Below are 24,932 nucleotides of genomic sequence, written 5' to 3'. Positions count from 1 at the left end.
CACCTGCGGAAGAGAGTGACTCCATGAGCCTGTACACCCCTGCCGGATTTTTCCTGGTCCGCTCGCCGGCGCTGCCCGTCTCCCGGTACGTCGAGGCACTCGACGGTCGGGGCAGGGGTGCCCGCGACCATCTCTGGGCGCTGGGGGAGCAGCCCTTGGTGCGGCAGGCCGTGCGCGTGGCCAGTCACAGCCTTGCGGAGGTGCTGGAGAAGCATGCCCGGGGAGCTGACGGCCGGGTCGCCGAGCGGGTGCATTCCTCGCTGCTGCGCTACCTGTCCAGAATGAGCTCCCGGTCCACGCCGTACGGTCTGTTCGCCCAGGTGGAGGCAGGGGAGTTCGGCGAAGTCAGCACGCTGGCCCGAGCCGGTGAGCAACCGGCGGCGACCAGGACCCGCGCGGACATGGGTTGGCTCATGGAGCTGGTCGGCGAAATGGAGAACGACCCGGGGCTGCGGGGCGAGCTGACGGTCGGGGTCAATCCGCTGCTCCAGCGCTCCGGCGGACGCATCACGCTGGCCGTGGCCCGGGGATCGGTTCCGGAGGACCTGCAGTCGAGCAGCATTCGCGCCACCCGGGCCGTCGACGTCGTCCTGGCCAGGGCCGCCGCCCGGCCGCGCTGGAACGAGCTGACCGGCGCGCTGGCCGGGGAGTTCCCGGCGGCGCCGCCGGAGAAGATCGAGGCGCTGGTGAACCAGCTGTGGGACCTGGGCATGTTGACAAGTGACCTCCGGCCCGCCCTGACCCATCCCTGTCCCGAACAGGCGGTCCTCGACCACATCGAAGGCCTTGCCGCCGCCGGCCGCTACCGCCGAGTCCTGCGCCGGACCCGGCAGCTCGCGGCAGCGGCGGACAACGCCCCGGCTGAGGAAAGCAGCCGCCTGCTGGCGGAGTTGCACGCGCACCAGCGGGTGGTGGTGCCCGGCTACGCGGAGAGCCCGTTGCACGCGGACGCACGGCTCGACCTGAGCGGCAGCACCCTCTCCGCCGACGTGGCCGCCGATGCGGCCGACGCCGCCGAGGTGCTGCTACGACTGGGGCAGCAGCGGCCTCGATTCCACCATCTCACCTCGTACCACGCGGAGTTCAGCGAGCGCTACGGGGTGGGGGCGGAGGTCCCCGTCCTGGAACTGCTGGATCCCGAGACCGGCCTCGACGCACCCGAGACGTACCTGTTTCCGCAGCGCGAACTGCCCCTGGTCCCCTCCCCGACGAAGGAGCGACGGGAGCAGGAGGCGGCACTGGCGTCCCTCGCCGCAGCAGCGCTGCACCAAGGGAAAGGAGAGGTGGAGATCACGGATGCCTTCCTCAAGGCATGGCGGCCGCGGGACGAGGGCGGCTCGGGCGCGGACGTCCGCCCCTCGCTGGACATCATGGGGCAGATCGTCGCGTCGTCCCAGGAGCGACTGGACGGCGGCGACTGGAAATTCGTCCTCAGTCCGGCCTCCATGCGGGACGGCGGTTGCTACGGGGGTCGGTTCTTCGACCTGCTCGGCGAGAACGTCCAGAAGCTGCTGCAGGAGTACGCCACGGCCGAGGAAGAACTCTGCCAGGGCGCCGATGGCACCGGCGTCGTCTTCGCCGAGCTCAACTACGCCCAGTTGGACGGGCGGCGTGGAAACGTCGCCATTCACCCGTCGGTCCGCCGCTACGAGATCTGTGTCAACGCCTCACCCACAGGGGACGACGTGGAGCAGATCGACCTTTCCGACGTGCTGGTGGGGGCTACCGAGGACCGCTTCTACCTGCGGTCGGCCCGACTCGGCCTGCAACTGCGCGTCACGCAGAGCCACCTGGCCAACTGGGTCAGCGCACCCAACGTGTGCCGCTTCCTGCTGGAGGCTTCGCAGGACGGCTGGGCCCCGCTCGCCGAATTCACCTGGGGCGTCCTGGATCGGGCGCCGTTCCTGCCGCGCGTGACCCGGGGACGGATCGTCCTCAAACCCGCTCGATGGCGGTTCGGCTCCGACGTCCCGGGTTTCCCCCAGGGTCGTGCCGACGCCTCCGTGGACCGTGAGATGTTCTTCGGCGCGTTCCAGGAATGGCGACAGACCTGGCAGGTGCCCCGCTGGGCCCACCTGACCCTGTTCGACCACCGGATCCTTCTCGACCTGGAGAACCCGCTGTGCGTGGACGAGGTCCAGCGCGCGCTGCGGACCGCCTACGGACCCGGTGGCGTCGGCGCTCTGGTGCTGGAGGAATCCGTGGCCGATCCCACCCAGCCGTCCTGGCTCCGCGACGCGCACGGACACTCGTACGCGAACGAGATCGTCGTACCGCTGCTGGCAAGGAAGACGGCGGTGGAGCAGCCGGTCCGCGCCCTGCCACCGGCCGCCCTCACGGCGGCCCGCGAACCAGCGGCCGACCCCGCCCGTGCCAAGCGGCAGGTCGCCGGCGGCGACTGGGCCCACGTGAAGCTCTACGCGGCGGCCGCCCGGCACGAGGACATCCTCAGCGGCAGCCTTCCCGAGCTCATCCGGGGGCTGCGCGAGGAGGGCCTGATCGACCGGTGGTTCTTCATCCGCTACGGCGACCCCCACCCGCACCTGCGGATACGCGTGAGGCGGGCTCCCGGGGCCGACGCCTCGGCACCGCTGCTCCGGCTCGTCGGCTGGGCGAAGGGGCTGGTCGACGTCGGGACGGCCGCGGACCTTGCGGTCGTCTCCTACAACCGGGAGACCGAGCGGTACGGGGGTCCGCTAGTGATGGACGCCGTCGAAGCGGTCTTCGAAGCGGGCAGCGATATGACGACCACGCTGCTGGGCCTGCTCCGCAGTCGTCCCGGCATGGACACCGACATCGTCAACACGTACGCGCTCCAAGCGCTCCACCAGCAATGGGGGAGCGCACCCGCCGGAGGCCACGGGCTCGCGGGCAAGGAGATCCCGGCAGCCACCCGCGAGTGGTTCCGCACCATGCGCCACACGCTGTGCGATCTGATCGCGCCGTGGGACGAACGCCCCGACCCGCTCGCACGGGAATGGGCGCAAGCACTGGGCACGGCCATCGCCCTGCAGGCGGACGCGGTCGCCGACGCGGGGCGACTCGTCCGGAGCCTGGCCGAGTCCGGCCGTCTGATCGGTACGGAGAAGCGGATCCTCGACAGCCTCGCCCACATGCAGAGCATCCGTCTCGTGGGCCTCGACAGGGATCGCGAGGTCCGCAGCCACCATCTGAGGGCGCTCGCGCTGCGCGCCGTCCAGGGCCGCCCCGGCGCGCGCGAGGGACGACGGTGATCCGGCTCGCAGGGAGAGCCCTGCGGCTGCTGTGGGGGATCAGCCCCCGGCAGGTGCTCTCGGTGTCCCTTCTCTCCGCGGCTTCCGCCCTCCTTCCCGCGGCCCAGGTGTACTTCACCGCCCGGATGGTGCAGGCCGTGGTGGACGCGGTGGGCCAGGGGACCGAAACGGCGCCGGCGCTCACGGCGGGCGGGTGCCTGGCGGGCGCGGCCGTCGTGGCTCACTTCCTCGCGGTCCTCCAGGACCACCAGCAGGCCCTGCTGCGCAGCCGGTTGCCGGAGGCGGTCGGGCTCACCCTCATGGAGAAGTCGGCGCGACTGTCCCTGGGCCAGTTCGAGGACCCGGACACCTACGACCGCCTCCAGCGCGCCACCCGCGAGTCCGCGTACCGCCCCTTCCAGGTCCTCACCCAGCTGATCGCGACCGGTTCCGCCGCGGTGTCCTTCCTCGCGGTCGGCGCCGTGCTGCTCGGCACGAGCGTGCCGGTGGCCTTGGCGATCTGCCTCGCACCGGTACCCGCCGCGTTGGTGAACCTGTACTTCAGCCGCCGCACCCACGCCGTGGAGCATGCCCGGGCAGACGGTCGCAGGCGACTCACCTACCTGGAGCATCTGCTCACCAACGACCGGACCTACAAGGAGACCAGGCTGTTCGGCCTGGTGCCCATGCTCCTCGGCCGGTCGCGGGCGCTGGTCGAAGAGTTCTACGAGGCGGACCGGCGCATCGAGCACCGCCGGGCTGCCTACGGCGCGCTGTTCGGCCTGCTCAGCGCGGGGACCATGGTGGCGGCAATCCTGTTGGCCGTCCGATCCGCGCTGTCCACCGGCGAGGTGGGCGTCCTCGCCGGGTACATCGCGGGCGTGACGCTGATCCAGGCATCGGTGCGAAGTCTGTTCACGGGCGGCGTGCAGTTCTACGACAACTGCCTCTTCCTCGGCCACCTCTTCGAGTTCCTCGACATGGAGGAGCGGCCGGCCGAGGCCGAAGGCCGGCTGCCCGTCCCACCCGTGCTGCACCGCGGCATCGAGTTCCGCGACGTCCGCTTCTGCTACCCGGGGGACGAGCGGCCGGTCCTCGACGGGGTCTCCTTCACCGTGCCGGCGGGATCCTGCGTGGCGCTCGTCGGCCGAAACGGTGCGGGGAAGTCCACCCTGCTCAAGCTCCTCACCCGGTTCTACGAGCCCACCGGCGGCAGCATCCTCCTCGACGGCCGACCCCTCGCCGACTTCGACATCGAGGAACTCAGGGAGAACATCGGGATGATCTTCCAGGACTACCAGCAGTACGAGGCGCCGGTCCGGGAGAACATCGGATTCGGCAAGCTGTCCGCGCTGGACGACGACCGGCTGCTGTGGGAAGCAGCCGACACCGCCGGAGCCCGCGAGATCCTCGCCGCCCTCCCGCGCGGGCTGGACGCCCAACTCGGCCGCTGGTTCGCCGGCGGCCACCAACTCTCGGGCGGACAGTGGCAGAAGGTGGCCCTGGCCCGGGCGGTGCTCCGCCGCGCACCGGTCATGATCCTCGACGAGCCGACGGCCGCCATCGACGCCGCCGCCGAGGCGGAGGTGTTCGAAGTCCTGCGCCGGGTCCACACCGGGGCCACCTCGCTGCTGGTCGCGCACCGCTTCTCCGCCGTCCGCACCGCAGACCACATCGTGGTGCTCGACGGCGGCCGGGTCCTCGAACAGGGAGCGCACGAGGAACTCATGGCCGCCGACGGCCTGTACGCCTCGTTGTTCGACCTCCAGGCGGCCGGCTATCACTGACCTGCCGGCCCCGGCCCTCCCGTCAGCCCCATGCCGGCCTCCCGCCCGTAGACCACCGCCTGAGCACGGCAGTTGACACCGATCTTCGTGAAGACGGCCGACACGTGGTTGCGTACGGTCTTCTCGGCCAGGGTCAGGGCCCGGGCGATCCGGCGGTTGTCGTATCCGCGGGCCACCAGGTCCAGGATCTCCCGTTCCCGCCGGGTCAGCATGGGCACCGGATCCTGCTCCGCCGGCCGGCCGGGCACCCGCAACAGGCCGGTCACCAGTTGGGCCGCGACATCCCCGGCGACCATGAACCCGTTCCCCACCATGTGCACCGCCCCGACCATCTCGTGCGCCCCGGCCGACTTGGACACGTACCCGCGCACCCCGGCGAGCAGGGCGGACCGCAGCAGCCCCGCATCGTCGCAACGGCCCGTCATGCCCAGGACCCCCCGCACCTTGGCATCGCGGACCAGGGTTCTGCACAGCTCCACCGAGGTGGACCCGGGCAGGTCCAGGTCCATCAGGACGACTTCGGCAGCCGCCCCCAGGACCATGGGGACCACGTTGCCGGCCTCATCGGTCTCCGCGACGACGTCAATGCCCACCGCGCCGTCGAGTGCGGCCCTGATGCCGGCCCGCAGTAGCGGACTGCGCTCCACCAGGGCGACGCGAAGCCTGTTCTGATCGGACGCGGACGTGGTCATGAAGGCAACTCCATTGCAGCGTGGTCAACGTGGGGCCAGCATGCGAAGGCGCCACTAGCGGATCGCTAGTGAGGCTCAAGAGGGGAGTTCCCGTAAACTCCCTACACCCGAACGGGTGCAGGGGAGGGGTGCGGGTGTTCCACTATCGGGTCCTGGGGCCGCTGGACGTCCAGCGCGCCGGGGAGCCCGTGGCGATCACGGCGCCGAAGGAGCGCGATCTGCTCGCCCTGCTCCTGCTGAACGCCGACCGCCCGGTGCCCGCCGAAAAGCTGATCGACGGGATCTGGGGCGGGGCGCCGCCCTCGACGGCCCGCACCACCCTGCAGAACTACGTGAAGCGGCTGCGGCACGCCCTGGCCGACTGCGGCACCGGTCGGGACGTGCTGGCCACCGAGCCGGGCGGGTACGTGCTCCGACTCGACCACGGCGTGCTGGACCTGCGGGAGTTCGAAGGGCTGACCCGAGGCGCTACGGAGGCGTCGGAACGCGGGGACGACGCGACCGCGTCGGCCCGGCTGCGTGCGGCGCTGGCGCTGTGGCAGGGGGAGGCACTGGAAGGCAGTCGCGCCGATCGGCTGACGCAGGTGGAGGCACCCCGGCTGAACGAGTTGCGCATGGTCGCCTTCGAGAACCGGGTCCAGGCGGACCTCCGACTGGGCCGGCACGCCGATGTCATCGGCGAGGTCCGGTCCGCGATCGTGGGCCACCCGCTGCGCGAGCGGCTCCACGGCCAGCTGATGCTCGCCCTGTACCGCTCGGGACGCCAAGGCGATGCCCTTACCGCCTACCAGCAGGCCCGCACCCAGCTGGTTCACGACCTGGGACTTGAGCCCGGCCCCGAACTGGCCGCGCTGCACCGGCGCATCCTGGCCGGCGATCCCGCTCTCATGGACGTCCGTGTGCCACGGACCGAGGCGGACCCGCGGGGTGAGCGTCGCCAGGCCGGGGCAGCCACGGACCAGCCTCCGCCGGCCCAACTACCGGGTTCCAGCCAGGCGTTCGCCGGGCGCGCCGACGCGCTGCGCCGACTCGACGCGATGCTGCCCGCCACCGGCACCGTCTCCACCGGGGTGGTACGGATCGCCCTGATCACCGGACAGGGCGGCGCGGGAAAGACGGCCCTCGCGGTCCACTGGGGACACCGCCGGCGCGACTCCTTTCCGGACGGACAGCTGTACGTGAACCTGCGCGGCCACGACGCCGGCCGGCCGCTGCGGGCCATCGACGCGCTCGGCGGCTTCCTCCAGGCCTTCGGCGTGGCCGCCCAGCACATCCCCGTCGAGGCCGACCGGGCCGCGGCCCTCTACCGCTCCCTGTGCGCGGGCAGGCGGATGCTTGTCGTCCTGGACAACGCGCACAGCGCCGACCAGGTGCGCCCGCTCTTTCCGGGCAGCTCGGAGTGCCTGGTCCTGGTGACCAGCCGGGACTCGCTCGCAGGACTCGTCGCACGGGAGGGCGCGACGCCGCTGCCCCTGCGGGTGCTGGAACCCGGCGAAGCCGAAGAGGTACTCCTCAACATCATCGGCACGCACCGGGTCCGTGCGGAGCCCGGGGCCGCCGCGGCCCTCACCGCCGCCTGCGCCTACCTGCCGCTCGCCGTCGCGATCACCGCGGCGGACCTCGCAGTCCACCCCGGTCGCTCCCTCGCCGAGCAGGCTGCCCGGCTGACGGGGGACCGGCTGGGGATGCTCCAGCTACCGGGGGACGAGGGGACCGCTGTCCGCGCCGTGCTCGACATGTCCTTCGCCACGCTCTCGCCCGCCGCTGCCCGGATGTTCCGCCTCCTCGGGGTGGTTCCCGGCGGCGACCTCCCGCTCAAGGCCGCCGCGGCCCTGGCGGGTCTGGACCTCCGGGTCGCCGAGACGCTGCTGGACGAGCTGGTCCGCAGCCACCTGCTGGAGCAGCACGCGCCCGGGCGGTTCTCCTTCCACGACCTGCTGCGCGCCTACGCCGCCGAGCGGGTGCGGGAACAGCAGGAGGAGCCGGCTGCCCTGGAGCGGCTGCACTCGTGGTATCTGGGGAGCACCGACAACGCGGTGCGGCTGCTGCAACCCGAAGCTCTGCGCCTCCCGGTGGAGTGCGACGGCCAAGGCGTCGGATTCGCCGACGCCGCCACAGCCCTGGACTGGATGGACGCGGAACGGTCAAACGCCGTGGCCCTGGTGCAGCACGCCGCGGAACAAGGACCGCGCACGTTCGCGTGGACGCTTGCCGACGCCCTGCGTCCGTACATGATGCGGCGGTCCTACGCTGTCGATTGGCTCGCCGTGGGCTCGGCGGGCCTCGCCGCGGCCGAGGCGGACGGCAGCCTGAACGGCCAGGCCGCGGCGCACCGCAGCCTGTCGTGCGCCTACCTGAACCAGAGCGACTACGACATGTCCATGTCCCACGACCGGCGCGCTCTGGCGCTGTACCGCACTACGGGATCGACCCAGGGGCAGAACGCCACGCACAACAGTCTGTGCCTCGCCACGTGGTACGTGGGAGATCTGAACGAGGCCCTGCGCCACGGCGAGCTGTGCGGAGAACTCGGCCGCAGCACGGGCTTCCGCGCCGGCGAAGCCATCGCCGCGGGCAACGTAGGGGCGATCCTCCACGAGATGGGCCGACTGACCGAGGCCGAGGAGCAGCTCACCCGGGCACTGGTCCTCTACGACGAGCTGGGCTTCCTGACGGCGGCGGCGCTCGCCGAGCGCAATCTCGGAGCGGTGCTGCACGAGAGCGGCCACCCGGAGCGCGCCCGCGCGGCCCTGGAACGGGCGGTCATGATCCAGCAGCAGCTCGGCAACCAGGTCGACATCCCCTACACCTACTTCTGGCTCGCACTGACCATGATCCGGTCGGGCGACCGGTCGGGCGCCCTCGACCACATCGACCAAGGCTTCGAGATGGCGACCGGTGAAGCCCGCGCCGAGTCCTATCTGTACGTCGGGCGGGCCCTGCTCTCGCAAAGCGTCGGCAACCACGGCGTCGCCCTGAGCCACTTCGAGACGGCGCGCGCCCTGGCCCGGCGCTGCAACGCCCGCACCCCCGAGCTCCGGGCCCTGCTGGGTCTGGCCGACAGCAGCCTGCGGCTGGGGCGCCCGGCGGACGCGGCACGTTGCGCGGAGGAGGCTCGGGAGTCGGCAGGTCGCAGAGGGTACGGGCTCTTCGAGGCCAGGGCGCTGCTCCTGCTGGCCGAGACTTCCTTGGAGGACGGCGACTTCGAGCCCGCCGCACGGCGTGCCGAGCAGGCGGCCGCCCTCCTGACCGAGCCCGGCCACCGCCTGTACCGAGCCGACGCCCTCCTACTCCTGGACCGCGCCCGGCACGCGAAGGCTCATCCCCGAAGCGGTGTTCCTGCGCCCCTAGGGCGGCGGGATCGAATGGGTCGTTGACGACCACCGGACGCTTCGTCAGGCCGACGCCCGCTGACCCACAGCATTGCCCCGCGCACGGTCCACCGATCCCGAGGGAGAAACCGTGTCCACCCAACCCGTCTCTCCGAACACCGTCCTCGCCAACGCCCTGACCCACGCCGAAGACGGTCGTGGAGCAGGCCGCAGCCGCGGTGACGGAGGAGCTCATGTTCCGCGGCCTGGCACTGCAGGCGCTGGAGGAGCTGTGGGGCAGCCGGGTCGCCTTGGTGATCCCCGGCTTGTTCTTCGGCGTCGCCCACTGGAGCGCCCCGGACACGCCTCCGTGGAGTTCACTGGCGATCGCCCTGGAGGCGGGCGCCATGCTGGGGAAGGGGCGGGCCAGGCCACACGCGGCGGACCGCGCCCAGCGCGCCGTGCGAACGCGGTTGTAGGCTCGCCGGGTCCTGGCCGGACGAGTCCGTCCATGGCAGGCGGATCGCGTTGGAGGAACTCCCCCTCGCCCACTGCCTTCTTGGCGCACACGTTCGCGCCCGAAACCGACACTCAAGGGGGATCCACCGATGGCACCGTCCACCATGACCCGAACCCACGCCCTGCGTATGGCCGGCACTGTGCTCACGTGCGCCGTGGCCGCTGGAGCACTGGCCGGCTGCAGCTCCGGCAACGCGCCGAGCGCGGCATCGGCCACTCCTTCCGTGTCGACGTCCAAGGCGTTGCCCAGCGACCCCGACCAGGCCGCGAAGGACGAGGTCCTGGCCGCCTACACCAACACACGCGAGATTCAGATCAAGACGGCCGCCGACGGGAAGCTGCGCACCGAGGAATTGGCGAAGTTCGCCAAGGGAGACGCAGCAGCCGACCTGAAGGGATCCGCCCTGGTCAATACGTCGGAGAACATCAAGTTCACCGGCCGGCCGGAGATGAGCCCCAAGGTCACCTCCGTCGACATCAAGAGCAGGACCGCCACGCTCTTCGACTGCTTCGACTCGACCAACTGGAAGCCCGTCGACAGGAACTCCGGGAAGGCGGTTCAGCCGGCTGAGCAGCGTCTGAAGTACCCGGTAACGTCCCAAGCGACGTTGGAGGGCGACACCTGGCTCATCACGAGGATCGTCGCGGACCGGACGAAGGATTGCTGACCCGAGCTGTCCGCACGCTGGGCATCGTCGCTGTCCTGGTCGGCGCCGTGCCCCAAGCCGGCCCGGGCTACGCCGATCCCCCGTATCTCTGACGTGGACGTCCGCATCGGCGTCGGAACACCCGGCGGGCCGGGTAGCGCAGGCAACGGACCCGGGCGATCGTTCCTCCAGCCGAGCGGAGGCGCCGGCCAGAGCAGTCCGGTCGGTATCGAGGTGCGTGTGCGTGTGCGCGTACCGGCGGCCTTGTCGTTCTTCCTGGCGACGGTAGTCCCGTTGGTCGATGTGTGACGCGTGAAGGAGGGGCTCGGTGCCCGGCCCGGCGTGGGCTCCTGTCCGTCGTGGTCGGGCCGGAGTTCGCGGCTGGTGCCGGAACGGCCGATGTCCAGGTGCTTGTTCCCCTTCGTGGACACGAAGCGGCCCGCGTCGGCTCAACGGCGGGCGGTGTCGATCGAGGTTCCCAACGTGTCGGCGGTCTCACCGATCGTGTGAATGCCCACCCGCGAGCCTACGAGGCCCCGAAGGATCCTCAGGCCGGTCAGGCCGACGGTCACAGGCCGGTCGCGTCCTGCACCGCGTACAGGCTTCCGACCGTTGCCGCCATGCCGCCGAGCGACAGCCGCAACATCCTCTCCGGCAGCCGCGGACCGAGTCGGGCCCCGAGGTATTCGCCGACCCAACCCCGACCCTGCCCCGACCTAGACCCCCGCCACCGCCCCGGCCCGCAGAACGGGCGGGCCCTGCGCAGAAGGGGGATGGCCAGGTCCCTTACCGCTGCGGCGTGTGGGAGAACCGTGCCGGGGAGCCATGTGGTGTCCCGTGATGCCGTGTCGGCTACTCCGGCCCTCTCGAATCGGGTCGGACGTCAAATGCAGGAAAAGGTTCCGGCCAGATCGCCGCGGTGCCGGGGGCGTCTCACGGTGCGTACAACCTGCTCCCTGGGCGCCCGATCGAGGAACCGACACAGTTTCCGATTGGCCGATTCAGGCGGGGATATCGAACTGGTTTCCGGGCATGGCCCATTGCTCGTGGAAGCGTACGAAGCCTCCAGTGGCCGATGGGGCCGCTGTGATGACTTCCTGTGGGGGGAAGCATGACTTCGCGTGTTCCCGGCACGCCTTCTCGGCGCGTCCGTTTCAAGACCAGGCACGTCCTGACCGCCGCGATGGTGGTGACCGCATTGAGTGTCTCGTCCCTTCCGGCCCTTGCCCTGCCGGCGGCCGATGGCCCCGGGCCCGCCTCGGTCTGGGGAAAGCAGAGCGCCTCCCTGACGATGCCGGCAGTGCAGGTCGGGGCGAATCGACCGGTCCAGGCGCAGGTGGAGGGTGAACCGTCCGAGGAGCGCGCCGATTGGCGTCAGGCGCAACAGCGTCGTGTGCGGTCGGCGGCCGCGGATGCGGGGCGGGCGCAGTCGGAGGGAGGAACCGCTCGTGCCATGGCCCCGTTGGTCCATGTTCCCGAAGGCCAGGGTGCGGTGCCCTGGCATCGGATCTCCGACTTCCGGATCACCGACTCGCTGGTGGCGAGAATCAACTATTCGACCGGCAACCTGATGTTGGCCTCGACAGACTTCGAAATCGCCGGCGTGGGTCAGAAACTGAGGCTCGCGCGTACCTACAACTCGTTCGACGCGCCGTACGGCAAGGTGTCGCAACGCTGGTGGCAGGAGTACGAGCGCTACGCCCACGTGTTCACCGGTGAGGTCGTCGTCTACGACGCGACCGGTGACAGTCTGACGTTCACCAAGAATGCGGACGGCACGTTCAAGACGCCCGCCGGCTACTCGAAGGATCTGAAGAAGAACGCGGACGGGACCTACACCCTGACCAACCGCAAGTCGGGCGTGAAGGACACCTACGACGCGAACGGGACCCTGACCAAGGTCACCGATCGCAACAACGGCGCCATCTCCGTCACCCAGCACGACGAGGGCGGTGAACACAAGGGGTTCAAGCTCACCGAGACCAGGTCCGGCAGGTCGATCGACCTGCTCAGGACGAACCCGTCACAGTGGCAGGCGAAGGACAACACCGGTCGCACCGCGGTCTTCGACCTCGACCCGTCGGGCAACCTCACCAAGACCACGGACACCGAGGGCAAGGCCACGACGTTCGGGTACGACTCCTCCAACCGGCTGGAAAAGATCACCACACCCGAAGGGCGCGTCACCACCTTCACCTACGACGCCGAGAACCGCGTCACCTCCATGCTCCGAGCCACCACCACCAACGGCTCCGGCCACACGGGCCCCACCTACACCTACTCGTACAGTGCTGCGGGATGGTCGGACGCCGGGACGACGACCGTCACCGACCCTGAGCAGCATGCCACCAGGTACGAGCACAACGGTGACGGGGACGTCACCAAGGTCACCGACGCCCTCGGTCACGAGCGCTCCACGACGTTCGACGCGAACCACAACGTCGACACCTCCAGCGACGCCATGGGCGTCGGTGGATCCGGTGCGAACGTCACGGACTACGGCTGGGACAGCCGCAACAACCCGACCTCGGCGCAGCTGCCCACCGGCGCCACCGCGACGGCCGGCTACCAGACCGTGGCCGGCACCGACCTGCCGAAGACGTCGACGAACGCGGACAACGAGAAGACGGACTACACCTACGACTCGGCGGGCAACACCAAGTCCGTCGCGGTCACCGGCACCGGCGGCGGCAACAAGTCCTTCGACTACAACCCGGCCACCGCCACCTGCGGCGGCTTCGAAGGGCAGCGTTGCAAGGCCACGACCCGGCTGACCGACACCAAGTCCGCCACGACGTCGTTCCGCTACGACGCCAAGGGCAACCTGGATCGGGTCACCCCTCCCGCCCCGCTCGGCATCACCACCTACCGCTACGACGAACTCGGACGACTGGCCGGCACACAGGACGGCCGCGGTGTCACCATCACGTACGCCTACGACAACCGCGACCGGATCAAGAAGATCGACAGCTCCAACTACGCCACCGTCACGTACGAATACGACGGCGACGGCAATCTCAAGCAGCGCTCCGACGGTACGGGCGTGACCCGCTACGACTTCGACGCCCTGTCCCGAGAGACCATCCGCACGCTCCAGAACGGATCGCAGACCAAACTGGCCTACACACCGGCGGGCAACGTCGACTACTACCAGGACCCCGCCGGCACCATCGACTACACCTGGAACGAGGTCAACAAGCTCAAGGAGCTGAAGGACCCGACCGGCAAGGTCACCAAGTACGAGTACAACGAGAACGACCTCCGCAAGAAGACGCTGTACCCCGGAGGTACCGTCCATGAGGTGACCCCGGACAAGGCCGGCCGCCCGGAAAGGATCAAGGCGACCTCCTCGAAGGGGACCCTGGTCGACCTGTCCTACTCCTACCTCAACGGGACCAAGGACGGCGCGAAGATCCGCACCAGCACCGACTCGGTCGCGGGCCTCAGGACGACCTACACCTACGACAGCGCCGGCCGATTCTCGTACGCCAAGGAGGAGAAGGGTGCCACCCTCAACTCCTCCTGGCAGTACTGCTACGACCAGGCCGGCAACCTGACGTCCCAGGGCGTGGACCCCGGCTGCCCCAGGGGCACCACCTACAGCCTCAACGACGCGCAGCAGATCACGGCGAAGGACGGCTCCTCGACCAACTGGTCCTACGACAGGATCGGCAACGAGACGGCGGGCGCCTCCACCCCGGAAGGAACCCGCACCGCCGGCAAGTGGTCCGACCACTCCCAGCTCACCTCGCTGACCGTGGGCGGCAAGGTGTACGACGGCCAGTACGGCTCCACCGACCAGAGCGAGCGGATCAAGCTCGCGGACACCTTCTTCCACAACGGGCCGCTCGGTCTGTCCGCCAAGACCACCGGCGGAGTCGACATGGGATTCAACCGGGAACCCGGGGGCACCCTCAACTCCATGACCACCGGGGGGAAGTCCTACTACTACCTGACCGACGCGCTCGGCAGCGTCGTGGCCCTCGCCGACGACACCGGAACCAAGACCAACACGTACTCCTACAGCCCCCGCGGCGTCCAGCGGGCGGCGACTTCCGAGAAGGTCTCCCAGCCCTACCGGTTCGCCGGCGGCTACCAGGACCCCACCGGTCTGTATCACCTCCAGGCCCGCTACTACGACCCCAACCTCGGCCGCTTCACCCAGCAGGATCCCTCCGGGCAGGAGAAGAACCCCTACCTCTACGCCGAGGGCGACCCCGTCAACCGCATCGACCCCAGCGGCCTGCTGAGCTTCGGCAGCATCGCCGACGGACTCGGATACGTGGGTGATGCCCTCGACGTCGTCGACATCGGACGCGATCTGGTGAACGGCGACATAACAGGTGCCGCGCAGGGCGCCGCAAGCCTTTCGGCCGGCGTCGTGGTCGGAGCGGCCTGCGAGGCGGCCGTCGGACCGTCGACCGGATTCCTGGCGACGGCGGGATGCGCGGCCGCGGGCGCCAACACGGCCGGCCTCGTCGAGGCCTGGCTCTCGTAAGCAGTGACCCGGTGGGGGCCGCGGAGCGCGGCCCCCACCGGCGTCAAGGAAGGAGAAACATGTCCAGCAGGACCAGCAGCACCCATTCCACACATCCATGGAGAAACTTCCTCCTTGCCTTCGCGGCCCTCTACGCCGTCATCGCGACCGTCATGCTCCTGACCGGCGCGACACCCGCAGCCGCCTTCGGCACCCCTGCGGCTGTCCTGGTCGGTCCCGCGATCGGCATGGCCGCCGTGCGCCACAGGAAGACACGGACCCCGTGAGCCGGCTCGGATGGACGATGGAACAGCGAGCCGGAATCAAGCGGTACCTCACCATCGCCACCACCGCCGCCGTCTTCGGCGTGGCTCTCGCCCTCTTCCTCATCATCTCCGGCAACTCCGGCGGCTGGATACTCCTCGGCGTACTGACCATCCCCCTGGCACTCGCCCACACCTACCTGCGCAACGTCGCGAAGAACCAGCCGTAGCCGCCGTCCGTGCCAAGGCCCAAGGCGGCGGAGGGGCGGCGGCATGAGAACGACTTCCCCCGGGTGGCGCCGCCCAAGCGAGTCCATCAATCGCTGTGGTGAGTGGCTCCGGCCCTGTTCACTGCGGTGGTGGTGGTTGTGGCCGGAGAGCTCGGCGCGCTGCCATCGTGCTCAGGTGGCCCACGACATCGTCTTCTTCCTCGCCGCCGCCGACGCGACGGCTGCTGCGACGCGTGTGCGGGGACCTGGCGAAGCCCTCAAGTCAGTGACCCGCCGTTTCGCCGAGCCGGACAGCGCCATCGCCTACTGGGACATGTACCTCCAGGAACCCTCGACCCGGGCCCCGTCGGCCGAGCAGCTCCTTTGTCAGTTCGGGCCGAACGACCATCCTTCTCGGGCCCGTTCGGGGCTGGGCGGGTCTGCCATGAGGCCGCCCCACGATCACGGATACGACCGAGTGGGGTACGCAGGGGTGGTCAACGGTCCAGAATGTGGGTGCTCATTGGTCGATTGTTTCGGGGGCGGATCAGCGTGGAGACACTGAGGGCCGAGGACCCGTCACGGATCGGCGACTACCTGCTGCTCGGCCGGCTCGGCGCGGGAGGCATGGGGCTGGTGTACCTCGGGCGCGGCGCCCAGGGTCGGATGGCCGCGGTCAAGGTGATCCATGCGCAGCTGGCCCATGATCAGGAGTTCCGGCGGCGGTTCCGTGCCGAGGTGCGGTCGGCACAGCGGGTCGACGGTGCGTGGACGGCTCCCGTCCTCGACTTCGACACCGAGTCCTCCATTCCCTGGCTCGCCACGGGCTACGTTCCTGGCGTCACCCTGCACGAAGCGGTGACGGGCCACGGCGGGCGGCTGCCGGAGGAGTCGGTGTGGTCGTTGGCCGCCGGGCTGGTCGCAGCACTGCAGAACATCCACGGCAGCGGGTTGGTGCACCGCGATCTCAAGCCGTCGAACGTGATGCTCACCCTCGACGGCCCCCGGGTGATCGACTTCGGGGTGGCATGGGCCGCCGACGCCAGCGTCGCCACCCGGACCGGAGCGGTGATCGGTTCGCCGGGATACATGTCCCCCGAACAGGTCAGGGGACTGCATGTCACCGAGGCCAGCGATGTCTTCAGCTTCGGTTCGGTGCTCGCGTTCTCCGCCACGGGCCGGCATCCGTTCGGTGATTCGAGCAGCAGCTACGGACTGATGATGCGTGTCGTTGAGGGCGATCCGGACCTGGAGGGACTGCCGGAGACGGTGGCCGGGCTTGTGCGGCGCTGTCTGGCGAAGGACCCCGAACAGCGCCCGCCGTTGCGTGAAATCGCCGAGGTGGCGGCCGCGGCCACGGCCGGTGATCCGCGGAACACATGGCTCCCACCGGCTCTCACGGCGGAGATCGGGCGCCGGAGTGCCCGCTTGCTCGATCTCGCCGACCCGCAGAACCCGCCGCGGACCCAGGTCGACACTCCGCAGGGGTTGCACGCCATGCCCACGGCTCATACTCCTGCGTACGGCCCTTCTCGGCAGCGGCTCACGCCGCCCCCGCCCCCCATGTCGGCCCCGGTACCGATGCCCACTCCGGTTCCGGCTCCCGGCCAGGGACAGACCGTAGTTCCTCCGAACGTCGGAGGCAGCCATCACCGCGCGCTCGTACCAGTACTTCTTGCCATCAGCGCGATCGCGGTACTCGCTGTCGTCCTGATGCTCGTGAAGCCGGATGACAACCGGCGGGACGACGACCGGGCAGCTGACCCTGGAAGGGCCACCGCCTCGGCGGCGTCACCCCTCGGCGACGCCGGCTCGCCGACCCCAACGGCCACCGCCTCGGCGTCGGCACCTCCGAGCGACCCCGGCTCGCCGGCGCCGACGAGGTCACCCTCGGCGAAGTTGTTCGCCTACGAGGGGCAGTGGAGCGGGCTGCTGCGGCAGGGCGGAACGCAGGAGTACACGGTGAAGGTGAGCTACACCGGTGGGAAGGTCGGCGAGAAGGTGGCGGTGGTCGATTACCCGTCCCTCGGCTGCAGCGGTCACTGGATCCTCACCAAGGAATCGCCCGGGAGCCTCCAGATCCGGGAGGAGATCACCAAGAACTCCACCTGCATCACCGAGGTGAAGATCCGCTTGACGCGCTCGGGCAGCGACCAGCTTCTCTACGAGATCACCGACCCCGTCACGGTGGTGGGCTCCCTGAACCGCAACGACTGAACGGCCGGTGTGGGAGATGCTCGGTGCATTTGATCGACACCCGCGCTCGGCCGCGCCTGCTTCCCCGCTCCTTCGCGAAATGGCGCAGGTCGCCCGTGGCCGGTCACGACTCCGGTAGCGCGCCGGTCCGACCCTGCGGTCGATGCGAGGTCGAGAGCGTCACTCATGCCCGGCGGACCGTGTACCCGAGGTAGGTCACCAAGGGGCTGCCGTCCGGGTCGAGCACCATCTCGACGGTCTGGGGTAGCCGCTCGTCGGTCAGTGAGCCGCGTCGGCGCCCACGTGTCGAGCGCACCAGGCTGCGTACGTCACACGGCTTGAACGCCGAGACGTCCCGCGGTGACAGACCCGTGGCGTCACCGCCCGGTGCGGCCTGGTGGGGTGGCGGGCTGCGGGGCGTGGATGTTGCGTGGGTGGGGCGGGCTGCGTACGGGTCGGACCCGGGTGACCGGTGGGGCCGCAGGACGGGCACGCGTACGTGAAGCTGTTCGGCGGTCCGCTGGACGGGCAGCTGTTGGAGGTGACCCAAGGCCGGAAGGTGGTCGTCGTCGGCGGGGCGGGTGGGCACGACAGCGGCGCGGCCGGGTTCCGGCCGCGCCGCTGTCGAGCTGTGGTCAGCCCTCGGGTCAGTGGAGCTTGTTGACGGCGGTCTTCGTCGTGGTGCGGAAATCGGTCAGCGGGGCGTCCTTGAGGTCGCCCATCCGGCCCCAGCGGATGAGGGTGACGGTGCGGCCGTCGCGGCCGACGGAGAACAGGTGGATGTCGGAGGTACCGATCTGCGGGTCGGCGGTGTCCAGGCTGTAGACCCAGGCGCCTTCCTCGACGGCGAGCTTGCCGTGGGAGGCGCTGACGGCCTGCAGGCCGGGGTTCTGCTGTTCCAGCAGGGGGCCGCAGCCGGCGAGGGCCCCGCGGAGGGTGTCGACCAGCTTCACGGCGTCGGCCTCGGTACGGGCGACAGTGGTGACCTGGACGCCGTTGGTGTCGAGCTCGGTTGTGAACTCGCGGTAGCGGGTGTTCTGCGCCGGGATCTTGTAGGGGGCGCAGAGGACGCCGCCGTTCTCCGGGACGCCGTTGAAGACCTGGGTGGCGGTCCACGGCGTCGACGACGGCGGCATCTGGGAGGCGGCGAGGAAGGCGGGCTGGGCAGCGGCCTGCGCCGGGGCTGTGGCGAGGGCCGCGAGGCCCAGTGCGGCAGCGGCCGCGGTGGCGAGTGCGGTGCGGAGCTTGTTCATGGTGGTGGGTCCCCCGTCGGGTCGTTCGTTCGGTCGGTGCTCGACCAGCGTGGGGCCGGCGCCCGCCGACCGCAACGATCAGACGCTCATCAGCCGTCCCGGAATCATTCCACCCCCGCTGACGTGCAGGGACGTGAAGGGTGGGACGCGGGGTCGAGGGGGGTGGAACGCCGAAGGACGCCGCCGTCGAGGAGTTCGCGGGGCTCCTGCGCGCGTTGAAGGCGCGGAACGGGAGGAGTGACGAGGCGCTGGGCCGGCGGCTGAGCGTCGGAGCGTCCACCCTCCACCGCTACTGCTCGGGCGCGACCGTCCCGGAGGAGTTCGTAGTAGTCGACCGCCTCGCCCTGCTGTGCGGGGCGGAAGAGCACGAACCGCGGGCCCTGGAAGCGGCCCGGACGGAGGCGGACCGCGCCCGCCGCCCAGCGGCCTCGCCAGCGCCCACGCCTGTGCCTGCCGTGTCGGAACCGGGCACCGGCTACGCCCCGGACCCGTCCGCCGCGGATCCGTCCGTGCCGGGAGGTGCCCCGCGCCCGCTGCCCCCGTCGTGGCGCCCCCTGCGATTGGCAGCCGCACGATGAGACCCCCGCGCCGGCCGGCCGGCGGGAGCTTCGTCGTTCCCGGAGTCAGTAGCTGAACGAGACGACCGCCTCCGACGAGCACAGGTCCGCCCACCGCGTCCGGTCGACACACACCTTGATCACCGCGCGCGCCCCGTGCGCGTCGTGGCGCAACCGCCGGGAGAGGGAACCGGACGCGCTGGTGTCGGTACGCAAGGTCTGACTGGACCCGGCGCTCTCCCACTTGCCGTTCTTGAGGAAGAAGAACTCGGCCTCCACGTAGACCGGATCCCCATCCCCGGCCCGCAGGTCACGCCAGTTCGCGCCGACGGTGGCGTAAACGCCGCCGTTGTTGGCGAAGTCCCCGTTGGCGGAGGCGACGTTCCCGGCGGAGACGCGGGCGTGGATCGGCCCCCAGGACTTCCCGGCAGCTTGCGCGGTCGGCGCCGCGACCAGGGACGCGGCCACCGACGCCGCTGCCAGGGCGGACGCGGTCAGGATTGTGCGGAAACGGGCTCGTCGCATCGTGGCCTCTTTCGTTGGTTCCGACCGGCAGATCCTCCCACAGTGGGACATAGCAGGTGCGAGTAACTCCCGGATGGGGCGGTCCGGATCAGGCGTCGGTACCTGGGAGCCACACCTCCCTGAAGGCCGGCCCGTGCCAGGTCTCGCGTTTACGACCATCGGCGGATTTTCAGGCGCCATTCCTCTGCGGTGCGCATCGCGATCAGGCCGGGCGGGACCCGGTGGGTGCCGGGCTGTGCGCACAGTTGCCGTTCGGGGCGCAGGTGGGCGTCGAGGGTGGTCAGAACGATGGATTCGCTTTCGCTTCCCGGGTCGATGCGGACTTCCACCTCCGCGCCGCGGGTCATCTCCACGAGCTCCCAGCCGTGACCGCTGAGCTTTTCCTCCAAGGTGCGGGCCTGGTCCAGGGGCAATACGTTGAGGTTCCATGAGGCTTGGTGGTCGAGCTTGACGACGACGTGGCACCAGCCTGCGGATCCCACGGCGAGCGGACCGGTCATGGGAAGCGCCGGGCCGATCCGCCCGACGCGTTGCGAGTCGCCGTCCGCCTGCACGGTGTGAACGTAGCCGAAGGTGTCCTCGGGGTCCTCGCACGTGGCCCGGATGAGGGCGGGAGGGCCTTCGTAGCGCAGCACGGCCTGGCCGCGCCCCTCGGCATGCCCGTCGAGAGCGCTGACCGTGTTGATGGGCCGAACCCGTAGCCTCCAGTCGCCGGAGCCTTCGACCCTCAGCCGTACCCCGGGCTCGCCCGCCGGGAAGACCAGCAGTTGCCCCCGGGCGTGCCGGGCGGTGGAGTGGATGCACAGCTGATCGACTTCGCCCTTCTCGTCGAGCCGCCAAATCCACAGCCGGCTGCGACGCTCGGGTACCCGGATCCGCTCGAACTCCACCACCGCCTGTCTGCCGGGCTCCGGGTTCGCCACCATCAGTTCCAGGGTGCCGCGGCCTTCGTAGAGACCCGTGGCCCGGGACAAGGCGTGCGCCCGGTCGGCCTCTTGGGGGGTGCGGTGGTGGCTGGGCGCGGGGGTCAGCCCGGCACTCCAACCACCTTGCGCGCAGATGAGGACGAGCAGCGGCCCGGCCGGGATCTGGTGTGTGGCCTCGGCCCGGCCGTCGCCGTCGGTGAGCGCTGTACGCAACCAGGGGTCCAGCTGGTCCGGTCGGGCCATGGCCGCTTTGAAGGGAGCTTTCTGGGACTCGTGGTGGTCCAGGGTCAGGTCGGCGGCCGGTCCTTCGAGGAGGAGGACGTCAGGGCCAGTACCCGAGAGGGTGGTGGCGAGCCGGCGGGCCGCCCCGAGCGGAAGGACCCGCAGGCTCCAGGCGCCCTCCGCGGTGACGCGCAGCCGCAGGGCGCGCCCGTCGCGGACGGCCAGGGTGCGGCCCGATGGAGGGGCGTGGTGGTGTCGATGAGGACCCGGTCCGAGCAGTCACGTTCGAGGGCGGTGAGGGTGAAGCGCCCGTCCCCGGGCACGGTCGTCTCGATGATGAGAAGGCCCTTGGGGGTCGGCCGGCCGCGGGAGAGGACCCGGTCACCTTCGCCGTGCATCTCGTGGAACACCTCGGGGTCGGACGTGGGCACGGCCTGGGAGTCCCGGCCCGCCACCCCCGACCTCAGGAACTTCGCCAGGGAAACCGCGAGAGAAGCCTGCCTCGCGGCTGGGACCCGGCCCGCGACCTGCTCATGGGCATCTCCAGCTCGGGCCGGTTCGTTTCCGATCGAGTGCGGCGTCGTCCTTGCGGACCTCGGTCATCGCGGGGCCCGACACCGATGCTGCCGGAAGAGCGTGCTCGGGTATGCCGTGCGGCGGCCAACCCGTCCGGTCCGTGGTCGTAACTCTGGCCCACCGCGCGAAAGCGCCGGGCCCCGTCGCGGCGGTAGAACTCGCCGAGGACCAGCGCGCTCTCCGCGCCCGCGTCGGCGACCTCGTACCGCGCCACCGACCGGCCCTCACCACGAACACCTCCATGGACAGCCCCGGCACCGTGCCGAACGTCCCGCCCGTCGCGAGGACGACGATCAGGACCCGCAGTACGGCGGCCTCTACCGCTTCCTCGTCAACCTCCAGCACCTGTGCGAGGCGCTCGCCGACGGCCGCCCCGCCGCAGTGGCGGACCGAGTGTGAGGGGTGCGGGGTCCGGTCCCCGAGCACCACGTCAGCCACCCCGCGGATCCGGCCCGTGCCGCCCAGCAGCACCGCCATGGCGGCCACCGCAGGTGTGTCCGGCCGTGCCTCACGCGCCACGGCAATGCGGAACGGGCCTCCGGGCAAAGGGGAGTTGGCCCCCTTCGTCATGATCGTCATAGCGGCATCCTTGCACCTGCCAACTCCCACAGCCCGGCCACCGCACAAAGCAGTGGCCCGTTCACGGGTGCGGCTTCAGGGTTCAGTCCGTGCCGACATGGGTGTGCGGGTCAGGGCCTGTGCCCAGAGCGCTCCGGGGGCTGGACCGACTTCGGCCCCGCCGCACCCTGGTGCAGTGGGGGGCCGAACAGCGTTCAGGGGACCGCCAGTACCCGGGCTTCAGAGCCAAAGGGGGAGAGGGAGCGGCGGGCAAGTCGACATCGACGTGCCCGCCCAGGCTTGCGGGGCTGGAGTGTGTCTCTTCGGCATTCTGCGCCGGGATGGCGTCGATCAGGATGCGGGCACGTCTCATCCGCCCGTTGAGGTCCGCTCACTGCACGCCCTCCCTCACAGGCTTCTTGCACCGCCGCTAGGATCGACCGGCCGCAGAAAGACGACAAGTGGAGGGCATGATGCCCGGTCAGGTGACCGCGGTGAGCCGCAACGAGGGGTACTCGTTCAGCAAGCCCAACCGCGTTTCCATCAGGCTGCTCACGGGACTTGGAGTGGAAGGAGACGTTCACGCGGGTGAGACGATCCGCCACCAGTTCCGCATGACCTACGAGCCGAACCTGCCCAACCTTCGCCAGGTCCACCTGATGCACGAGGAACTCTTCGACGAACTCGCGCTCAAGGGTTTCAGGGTCTCTGCAGGTCAGCTCGGCGAGAACGTCACCACGCGCGGGATCGACCTGTTGGGCCTGCCCACCGGGGCCCTGCTCCATCTCGGGGAGGAGGCGGTGCTTGAGGTGACCGGTCTGCGCAACCCGTGCTCGAAGATCAACGACTTTCGCAAGGGGCTACTCGGTGAGGTCTTCGCCATGGACCCCGTGTCCGGCGAGTTCACGTTCAAGAGTGGCGTCATGGCCGTGGTCCGCCGTGGGGGGACCGTCCGCCCCGACGATTCCATCCAGGTCGAGTGCCCGCCACCCCCGCACCGCCCGCTGGAACGGGTCTAGGTTCCGGTTCCGTGGTCGTTGTCATACCCCGGATGAGGATGGCGGCGAGGTGGAGTGCGGCCTGGTGTCGGCGTGCACAGGAGAGTCCCGGCCCTGTACGCCTGAATGTGCCCAGGTGGGGCGGCTCCGGGTCAGCCCCTTACTGGAGTAGGTTCCCGGCTGGGTCCCGTGCGCGCGTTTGAACGTGTGGGCGAGGGTGAACTCGGATGCGTAGCCCACTTGGGCGGCGGCCGATTTCAGCGGAGCGTCCGATGTGCGTAGCAGTCGTGCTGCCGTGGTCATCCGCCACCAGGTCAGGTGGGCCGGGGGGAGGCGGGCCGACCAGCCGCGCAAAGCGCTTGGCAAAGGGTGCTGGGGAGAGCCTGGCGTCCGCGGGGAGCTTCGCCACTGTCCATGGGGCTGAAGGGTCGCGGTGGATGGCGTGGAGGGCGGTGGTGACCGGCGGATCGCTCAGGGCCGTGGCCCATTTGGTGGTGTGGTGCCCGCGGAGGGGTCGTTCGTCAAACCAGCCGCGGCAAGCCGGCCGGTGAACAGCCGCGCCCCTTCGCCGAGTGGCCGCCGAGGCGTGCAGGGAGGCGGTGTAACAGGCCACCACGGCCGCGTTGGTGGCCGCGTGGGCGAGGCAGACCCGGTCCTGCTCGGGCGGTGGGTCGACCAAGTCCACCCAGCCGGCCACTGCTGCCGAGGTGACTCCGGCCGGGCCGACGGCCGTCAGTGCGGTCGACGCGTGCCGTGCTCAGGGCGCGGCGTGGCCGACAGCCGGCATCCTCGGCTGCGCAGTCTGTCCCGCCGACGAGGTGGATGTGTGGGAGCCGGACGAACTTCACTGCCTTGTTCGTTGTCGCTGTCGCCCGTCCATCGCCGATCGTGGCTTCCAGGTGCCGGACCAGCGTCCTGGGCACTCGGCCGATCCCGTGGATCAGCTACCACCTGCCCGAAAGGACGTCGCCGGCCTGCCGCCCGGCGAGGTCAACCAGCGCGATCTGTGTTCCCCGAAACCTCTCGTCAAACGTTCGTGGCGCTGACAATGTGACAGCGCCACGCGGTGCGTTTTCAGGCTCAGTAGTTGATGCAGGTAATTCTCCAGGGGTAGCGTGCAGTGCACCTGTTGATCTTGATTCCGTTCTGGTTGTACTGGTAGGCAGACCAACGCGGCAGGTCGCTTTGCTGGTTGATGCCGCCGTAGTTGACGCAAGTGACGCGCTGGCCGCTCACGGTGCAACCGTTCGTCACAGCGGCCGCACTCGCTTGTGCTGCGGCGGGCAACAGCAACGTGACGGCTGTTGCCACGCCAAGCAGTGCTGCTCTCCTGATCACATTGATCTCCTCGCGTCGGCGGAAGGGGCCTCTTTGGCCCCGACTGCATACGGTGACCGACCGGGCCGCCACCTGCCAGGCGGACGGCCCATACAGGTGGCTCGGCCCCGAACGTGACTGGCTGTAGCGCCTTGGCGTCGACCTGTCGGCTGCCATCCAGGGTCGTGCGTGCCGGACCGGCCTCGTCCCCGTGGCCGCTGTCAGGCCGCGCCGAGTTCCGACCTGCCTGGTATTTACGAGCGGGTGATCGGGCCTTGACCCCGAAATCCTGAACACGGTTTATGCGGCTGGTACCAGCGTAGTTGGTTGTGTTGCGAGTGCGGTTTCGTAGGCGATGGGGCTGCGGTGTCCGAGGCTGGAGTGCCGGCGTCGGGTGTTGTAGCGGTTGAGCCATCGGAAGGCGTCGAGTCGGGCCTGGCGCTCGTTGGGCCAGCTCTTTCGGCCCTGGAGGATCTCGCGTTTGAAGGTCGCGTTGAAGGACTCCGCGAGAGCGTTGTCCGCGCTGGAGCCGACCGCGCTCATGCTCCGTCGGACCCCTGCTGACCTGCATGTTTCGGCGAATGCCCTGCTCGTGTACTGGGCTCCGTGGTCGGTGTGCATGATCGATCCGGCGAGGCTGCCGCGGGTCCGGACCGCTGCGGCCAGGGCGTCGGTGACGAGGTCCGT

General features: G+C 70.0%; 21 protein-coding genes. 11 read left to right on the top strand and 10 right to left on the bottom strand.

Translation table 11 applies throughout. The features are described 5' to 3' along the window. Nucleotides 1-23: 23 nt before the first annotated feature. On the top strand, nucleotides 24-3,233 hold the full coding sequence (locus ACZ58N_RS20120) for a lantibiotic dehydratase (protein WP_471161520.1): 3,210 nt from the start codon (nucleotides 24-26) through the stop codon (nucleotides 3,231-3,233). Beyond that, nucleotides 3,230-4,999: an ABC transporter ATP-binding protein gene (locus tag ACZ58N_RS20115; RefSeq protein WP_471161517.1), complete on the top strand. Its 1,770-nt coding sequence runs from the start codon at nucleotides 3,230-3,232 to the stop codon at nucleotides 4,997-4,999. The genes ACZ58N_RS20120 and ACZ58N_RS20115 overlap by 4 nt, the downstream gene beginning before the upstream one ends. Here ACZ58N_RS20115 and ACZ58N_RS20110 read toward each other — a convergent pair. Next, entirely contained in the window at nucleotides 4,993-5,691 is a 699-nt protein-coding gene (locus ACZ58N_RS20110) for a LuxR C-terminal-related transcriptional regulator (protein ID WP_471161514.1), read from the bottom strand. The genes ACZ58N_RS20115 and ACZ58N_RS20110 overlap by 7 nt on opposite strands. 134 nt (nucleotides 5,692-5,825) lie before the next feature. On the opposite strand from ACZ58N_RS20110, the gene ACZ58N_RS20105 reads away from it, so the two are divergent. The 7 genes from ACZ58N_RS20105 to ACZ58N_RS20075 all read left to right on the top strand — a co-directional run bounded on the left by ACZ58N_RS20105 (nucleotide 5,826) and on the right by ACZ58N_RS20075 (nucleotide 17,334). Beyond that, nucleotides 5,826-9,068: an AfsR/SARP family transcriptional regulator gene (locus ACZ58N_RS20105; RefSeq protein WP_471161511.1), complete on the top strand. Its 3,243-nt coding sequence runs from the start codon at nucleotides 5,826-5,828 to the stop codon at nucleotides 9,066-9,068. A gap of 152 nt (nucleotides 9,069-9,220) precedes the next feature. Further along, on the top strand, nucleotides 9,221-9,481 hold the full coding sequence (locus ACZ58N_RS20100) for a lysostaphin resistance A-like protein (RefSeq protein WP_471161508.1): 261 nt from the start codon (nucleotides 9,221-9,223) through the stop codon (nucleotides 9,479-9,481). A gap of 264 nt (nucleotides 9,482-9,745) precedes the next feature. After that, nucleotides 9,746-10,189: a hypothetical protein gene (locus ACZ58N_RS20095; RefSeq protein WP_471161505.1), complete on the top strand. Its 444-nt coding sequence runs from the start codon at nucleotides 9,746-9,748 to the stop codon at nucleotides 10,187-10,189. A 1,162-nt stretch (nucleotides 10,190-11,351) separates the two neighbouring features. Then, on the top strand, nucleotides 11,352-14,666 hold the full coding sequence (locus ACZ58N_RS20090; RefSeq protein WP_471162028.1) for an RHS repeat-associated core domain-containing protein: 3,315 nt from the start codon (nucleotides 11,352-11,354) through the stop codon (nucleotides 14,664-14,666). A 59-nt stretch (nucleotides 14,667-14,725) separates the two neighbouring features. Beyond that, nucleotides 14,726-14,932 (top strand): hypothetical protein, encoded by a 207-nt coding sequence (locus tag ACZ58N_RS20085; RefSeq protein WP_471161503.1) that lies wholly within the window; start codon nucleotides 14,726-14,728, stop codon nucleotides 14,930-14,932. A 17-nt stretch (nucleotides 14,933-14,949) separates the two neighbouring features. Continuing rightward, nucleotides 14,950-15,138 (top strand): hypothetical protein, encoded by a 189-nt coding sequence (locus tag ACZ58N_RS20080; RefSeq protein WP_471161500.1) that lies wholly within the window; start codon nucleotides 14,950-14,952, stop codon nucleotides 15,136-15,138. Nucleotides 15,139-15,669: 531 nt separating this feature from the next. Next, nucleotides 15,670-17,334 (top strand): serine/threonine protein kinase, encoded by a 1,665-nt coding sequence (locus ACZ58N_RS20075; RefSeq protein ID WP_471161497.1) that lies wholly within the window; start codon nucleotides 15,670-15,672, stop codon nucleotides 17,332-17,334. 163 nt (nucleotides 17,335-17,497) lie between these two features. Here the strand turns inward: ACZ58N_RS20075 and ACZ58N_RS20070 are convergent, their stop codons facing one another. Next, entirely contained in the window at nucleotides 17,498-17,863 is a 366-nt protein-coding gene (locus ACZ58N_RS20070; protein WP_471161494.1) for a hypothetical protein, read from the bottom strand. A 97-nt stretch (nucleotides 17,864-17,960) separates the two neighbouring features. After that, nucleotides 17,961-18,566 carry a hypothetical protein gene (locus tag ACZ58N_RS20065; RefSeq protein WP_471161492.1) on the bottom strand — a complete coding sequence of 202 codons (606 nt, stop codon included), beginning with the start codon at nucleotides 18,564-18,566 and terminating at the stop codon, nucleotides 17,961-17,963. A 140-nt stretch (nucleotides 18,567-18,706) separates the two neighbouring features. Here ACZ58N_RS20065 and ACZ58N_RS20060 point away from each other — a divergent pair, with 140 nt between their 5' ends. Beyond that, nucleotides 18,707-19,144, top strand: coding sequence for a helix-turn-helix domain-containing protein (locus ACZ58N_RS20060; RefSeq protein ID WP_471161489.1), 438 nt, complete (start codon nucleotides 18,707-18,709; stop codon nucleotides 19,142-19,144). Between the two features lie 45 nt (nucleotides 19,145-19,189). Here the strand turns inward: ACZ58N_RS20060 and ACZ58N_RS20055 are convergent, their stop codons facing one another. From ACZ58N_RS20055 to ACZ58N_RS20040, 4 genes are all read right to left on the bottom strand, one after another. Then, on the bottom strand, nucleotides 19,190-19,648 hold the full coding sequence (locus tag ACZ58N_RS20055; RefSeq protein ID WP_471161486.1) for a hypothetical protein: 459 nt from the start codon (nucleotides 19,646-19,648) through the stop codon (nucleotides 19,190-19,192). Between the two features lie 149 nt (nucleotides 19,649-19,797). After that, a complete protein-coding gene (locus tag ACZ58N_RS20050) occupies nucleotides 19,798-20,817 on the bottom strand; it encodes a hypothetical protein (RefSeq protein WP_471161483.1) in 1,020 nt (339 codons plus the stop codon). Between the two features lie 44 nt (nucleotides 20,818-20,861). After that, a complete protein-coding gene (locus tag ACZ58N_RS20045; protein WP_471161480.1) occupies nucleotides 20,862-21,227 on the bottom strand; it encodes a hypothetical protein in 366 nt (121 codons plus the stop codon). A gap of 32 nt (nucleotides 21,228-21,259) precedes the next feature. Further along, the gene (locus ACZ58N_RS20040; protein ID WP_471161477.1) at nucleotides 21,260-21,586 is read right to left on the bottom strand and encodes a TerD family protein; all 327 of its coding nucleotides are present in this window, start codon (nucleotides 21,584-21,586) and stop codon (nucleotides 21,260-21,262) included. A gap of 817 nt (nucleotides 21,587-22,403) precedes the next feature. Here ACZ58N_RS20040 and ACZ58N_RS20035 point away from each other — a divergent pair. Next, the gene (locus ACZ58N_RS20035; RefSeq protein WP_471161474.1) at nucleotides 22,404-22,949 is read left to right on the top strand and encodes an MOSC domain-containing protein; all 546 of its coding nucleotides are present in this window, start codon (nucleotides 22,404-22,406) and stop codon (nucleotides 22,947-22,949) included. Between the two features lie 21 nt (nucleotides 22,950-22,970). Here the strand turns inward: ACZ58N_RS20035 and ACZ58N_RS20030 are convergent, their stop codons facing one another. From ACZ58N_RS20030 to ACZ58N_RS20020, 3 genes are all read right to left on the bottom strand, one after another. After that, on the bottom strand, nucleotides 22,971-23,231 hold the full coding sequence (locus ACZ58N_RS20030; protein WP_471161471.1) for a helix-turn-helix transcriptional regulator: 261 nt from the start codon (nucleotides 23,229-23,231) through the stop codon (nucleotides 22,971-22,973). A gap of 777 nt (nucleotides 23,232-24,008) precedes the next feature. Continuing rightward, complete coding sequence (locus tag ACZ58N_RS20025) at nucleotides 24,009-24,266, bottom strand: hypothetical protein (RefSeq protein ID WP_471161468.1); 258 nt, start codon at nucleotides 24,264-24,266, stop codon at nucleotides 24,009-24,011. A gap of 279 nt (nucleotides 24,267-24,545) precedes the next feature. After that, the coding region (locus ACZ58N_RS20020; protein WP_471161465.1) for a transposase at nucleotides 24,546-24,932 on the bottom strand (387 nt) is incomplete at its 5' end.

This window comes from Streptomyces sp. NPDC040432 (assembly GCF_055595445.1).
Note: the sequence above shows the minus strand (reverse complement) of the source record. Positions and strands in the feature narration are given on the sequence as shown.

Excerpts from the sequence above, each read along its gene's own strand:
- ACZ58N_RS20120 (WP_471161520.1), top strand. The coding sequence starts at position 24 with ATGAGCCTGTACACCCCTGCCGGATTTTTCCTGGTCCGCTCGCCGGCG.
- ACZ58N_RS20110 (WP_471161514.1), bottom strand. The coding sequence starts at position 5,691 with ATGACCACGTCCGCGTCCGATCAGAACAGGCTTCGCGTCGCCCTGGTG.
- ACZ58N_RS20090 (WP_471162028.1), top strand. The coding sequence starts at position 11,352 with ATGGTGGTGACCGCATTGAGTGTCTCGTCCCTTCCGGCCCTTGCCCTG.
- ACZ58N_RS20085 (WP_471161503.1), top strand. The coding sequence starts at position 14,726 with ATGTCCAGCAGGACCAGCAGCACCCATTCCACACATCCATGGAGAAAC.
- ACZ58N_RS20080 (WP_471161500.1), top strand. The coding sequence starts at position 14,950 with ATGGAACAGCGAGCCGGAATCAAGCGGTACCTCACCATCGCCACCACC.
- ACZ58N_RS20065 (WP_471161492.1), bottom strand. The coding sequence starts at position 18,566 with ATGAACAAGCTCCGCACCGCACTCGCCACCGCGGCCGCTGCCGCACTG.
- ACZ58N_RS20055 (WP_471161486.1), bottom strand. The coding sequence starts at position 19,648 with ATGCGACGAGCCCGTTTCCGCACAATCCTGACCGCGTCCGCCCTGGCA.
- ACZ58N_RS20050 (WP_471161483.1), bottom strand. The coding sequence starts at position 20,817 with ATGGCCCGACCGGACCAGCTGGACCCCTGGTTGCGTACAGCGCTCACC.
- ACZ58N_RS20035 (WP_471161474.1), top strand. The coding sequence starts at position 22,404 with ATGCCCGGTCAGGTGACCGCGGTGAGCCGCAACGAGGGGTACTCGTTC.
- ACZ58N_RS20030 (WP_471161471.1), bottom strand. The coding sequence starts at position 23,231 with ATGACCACGGCAGCACGACTGCTACGCACATCGGACGCTCCGCTGAAA.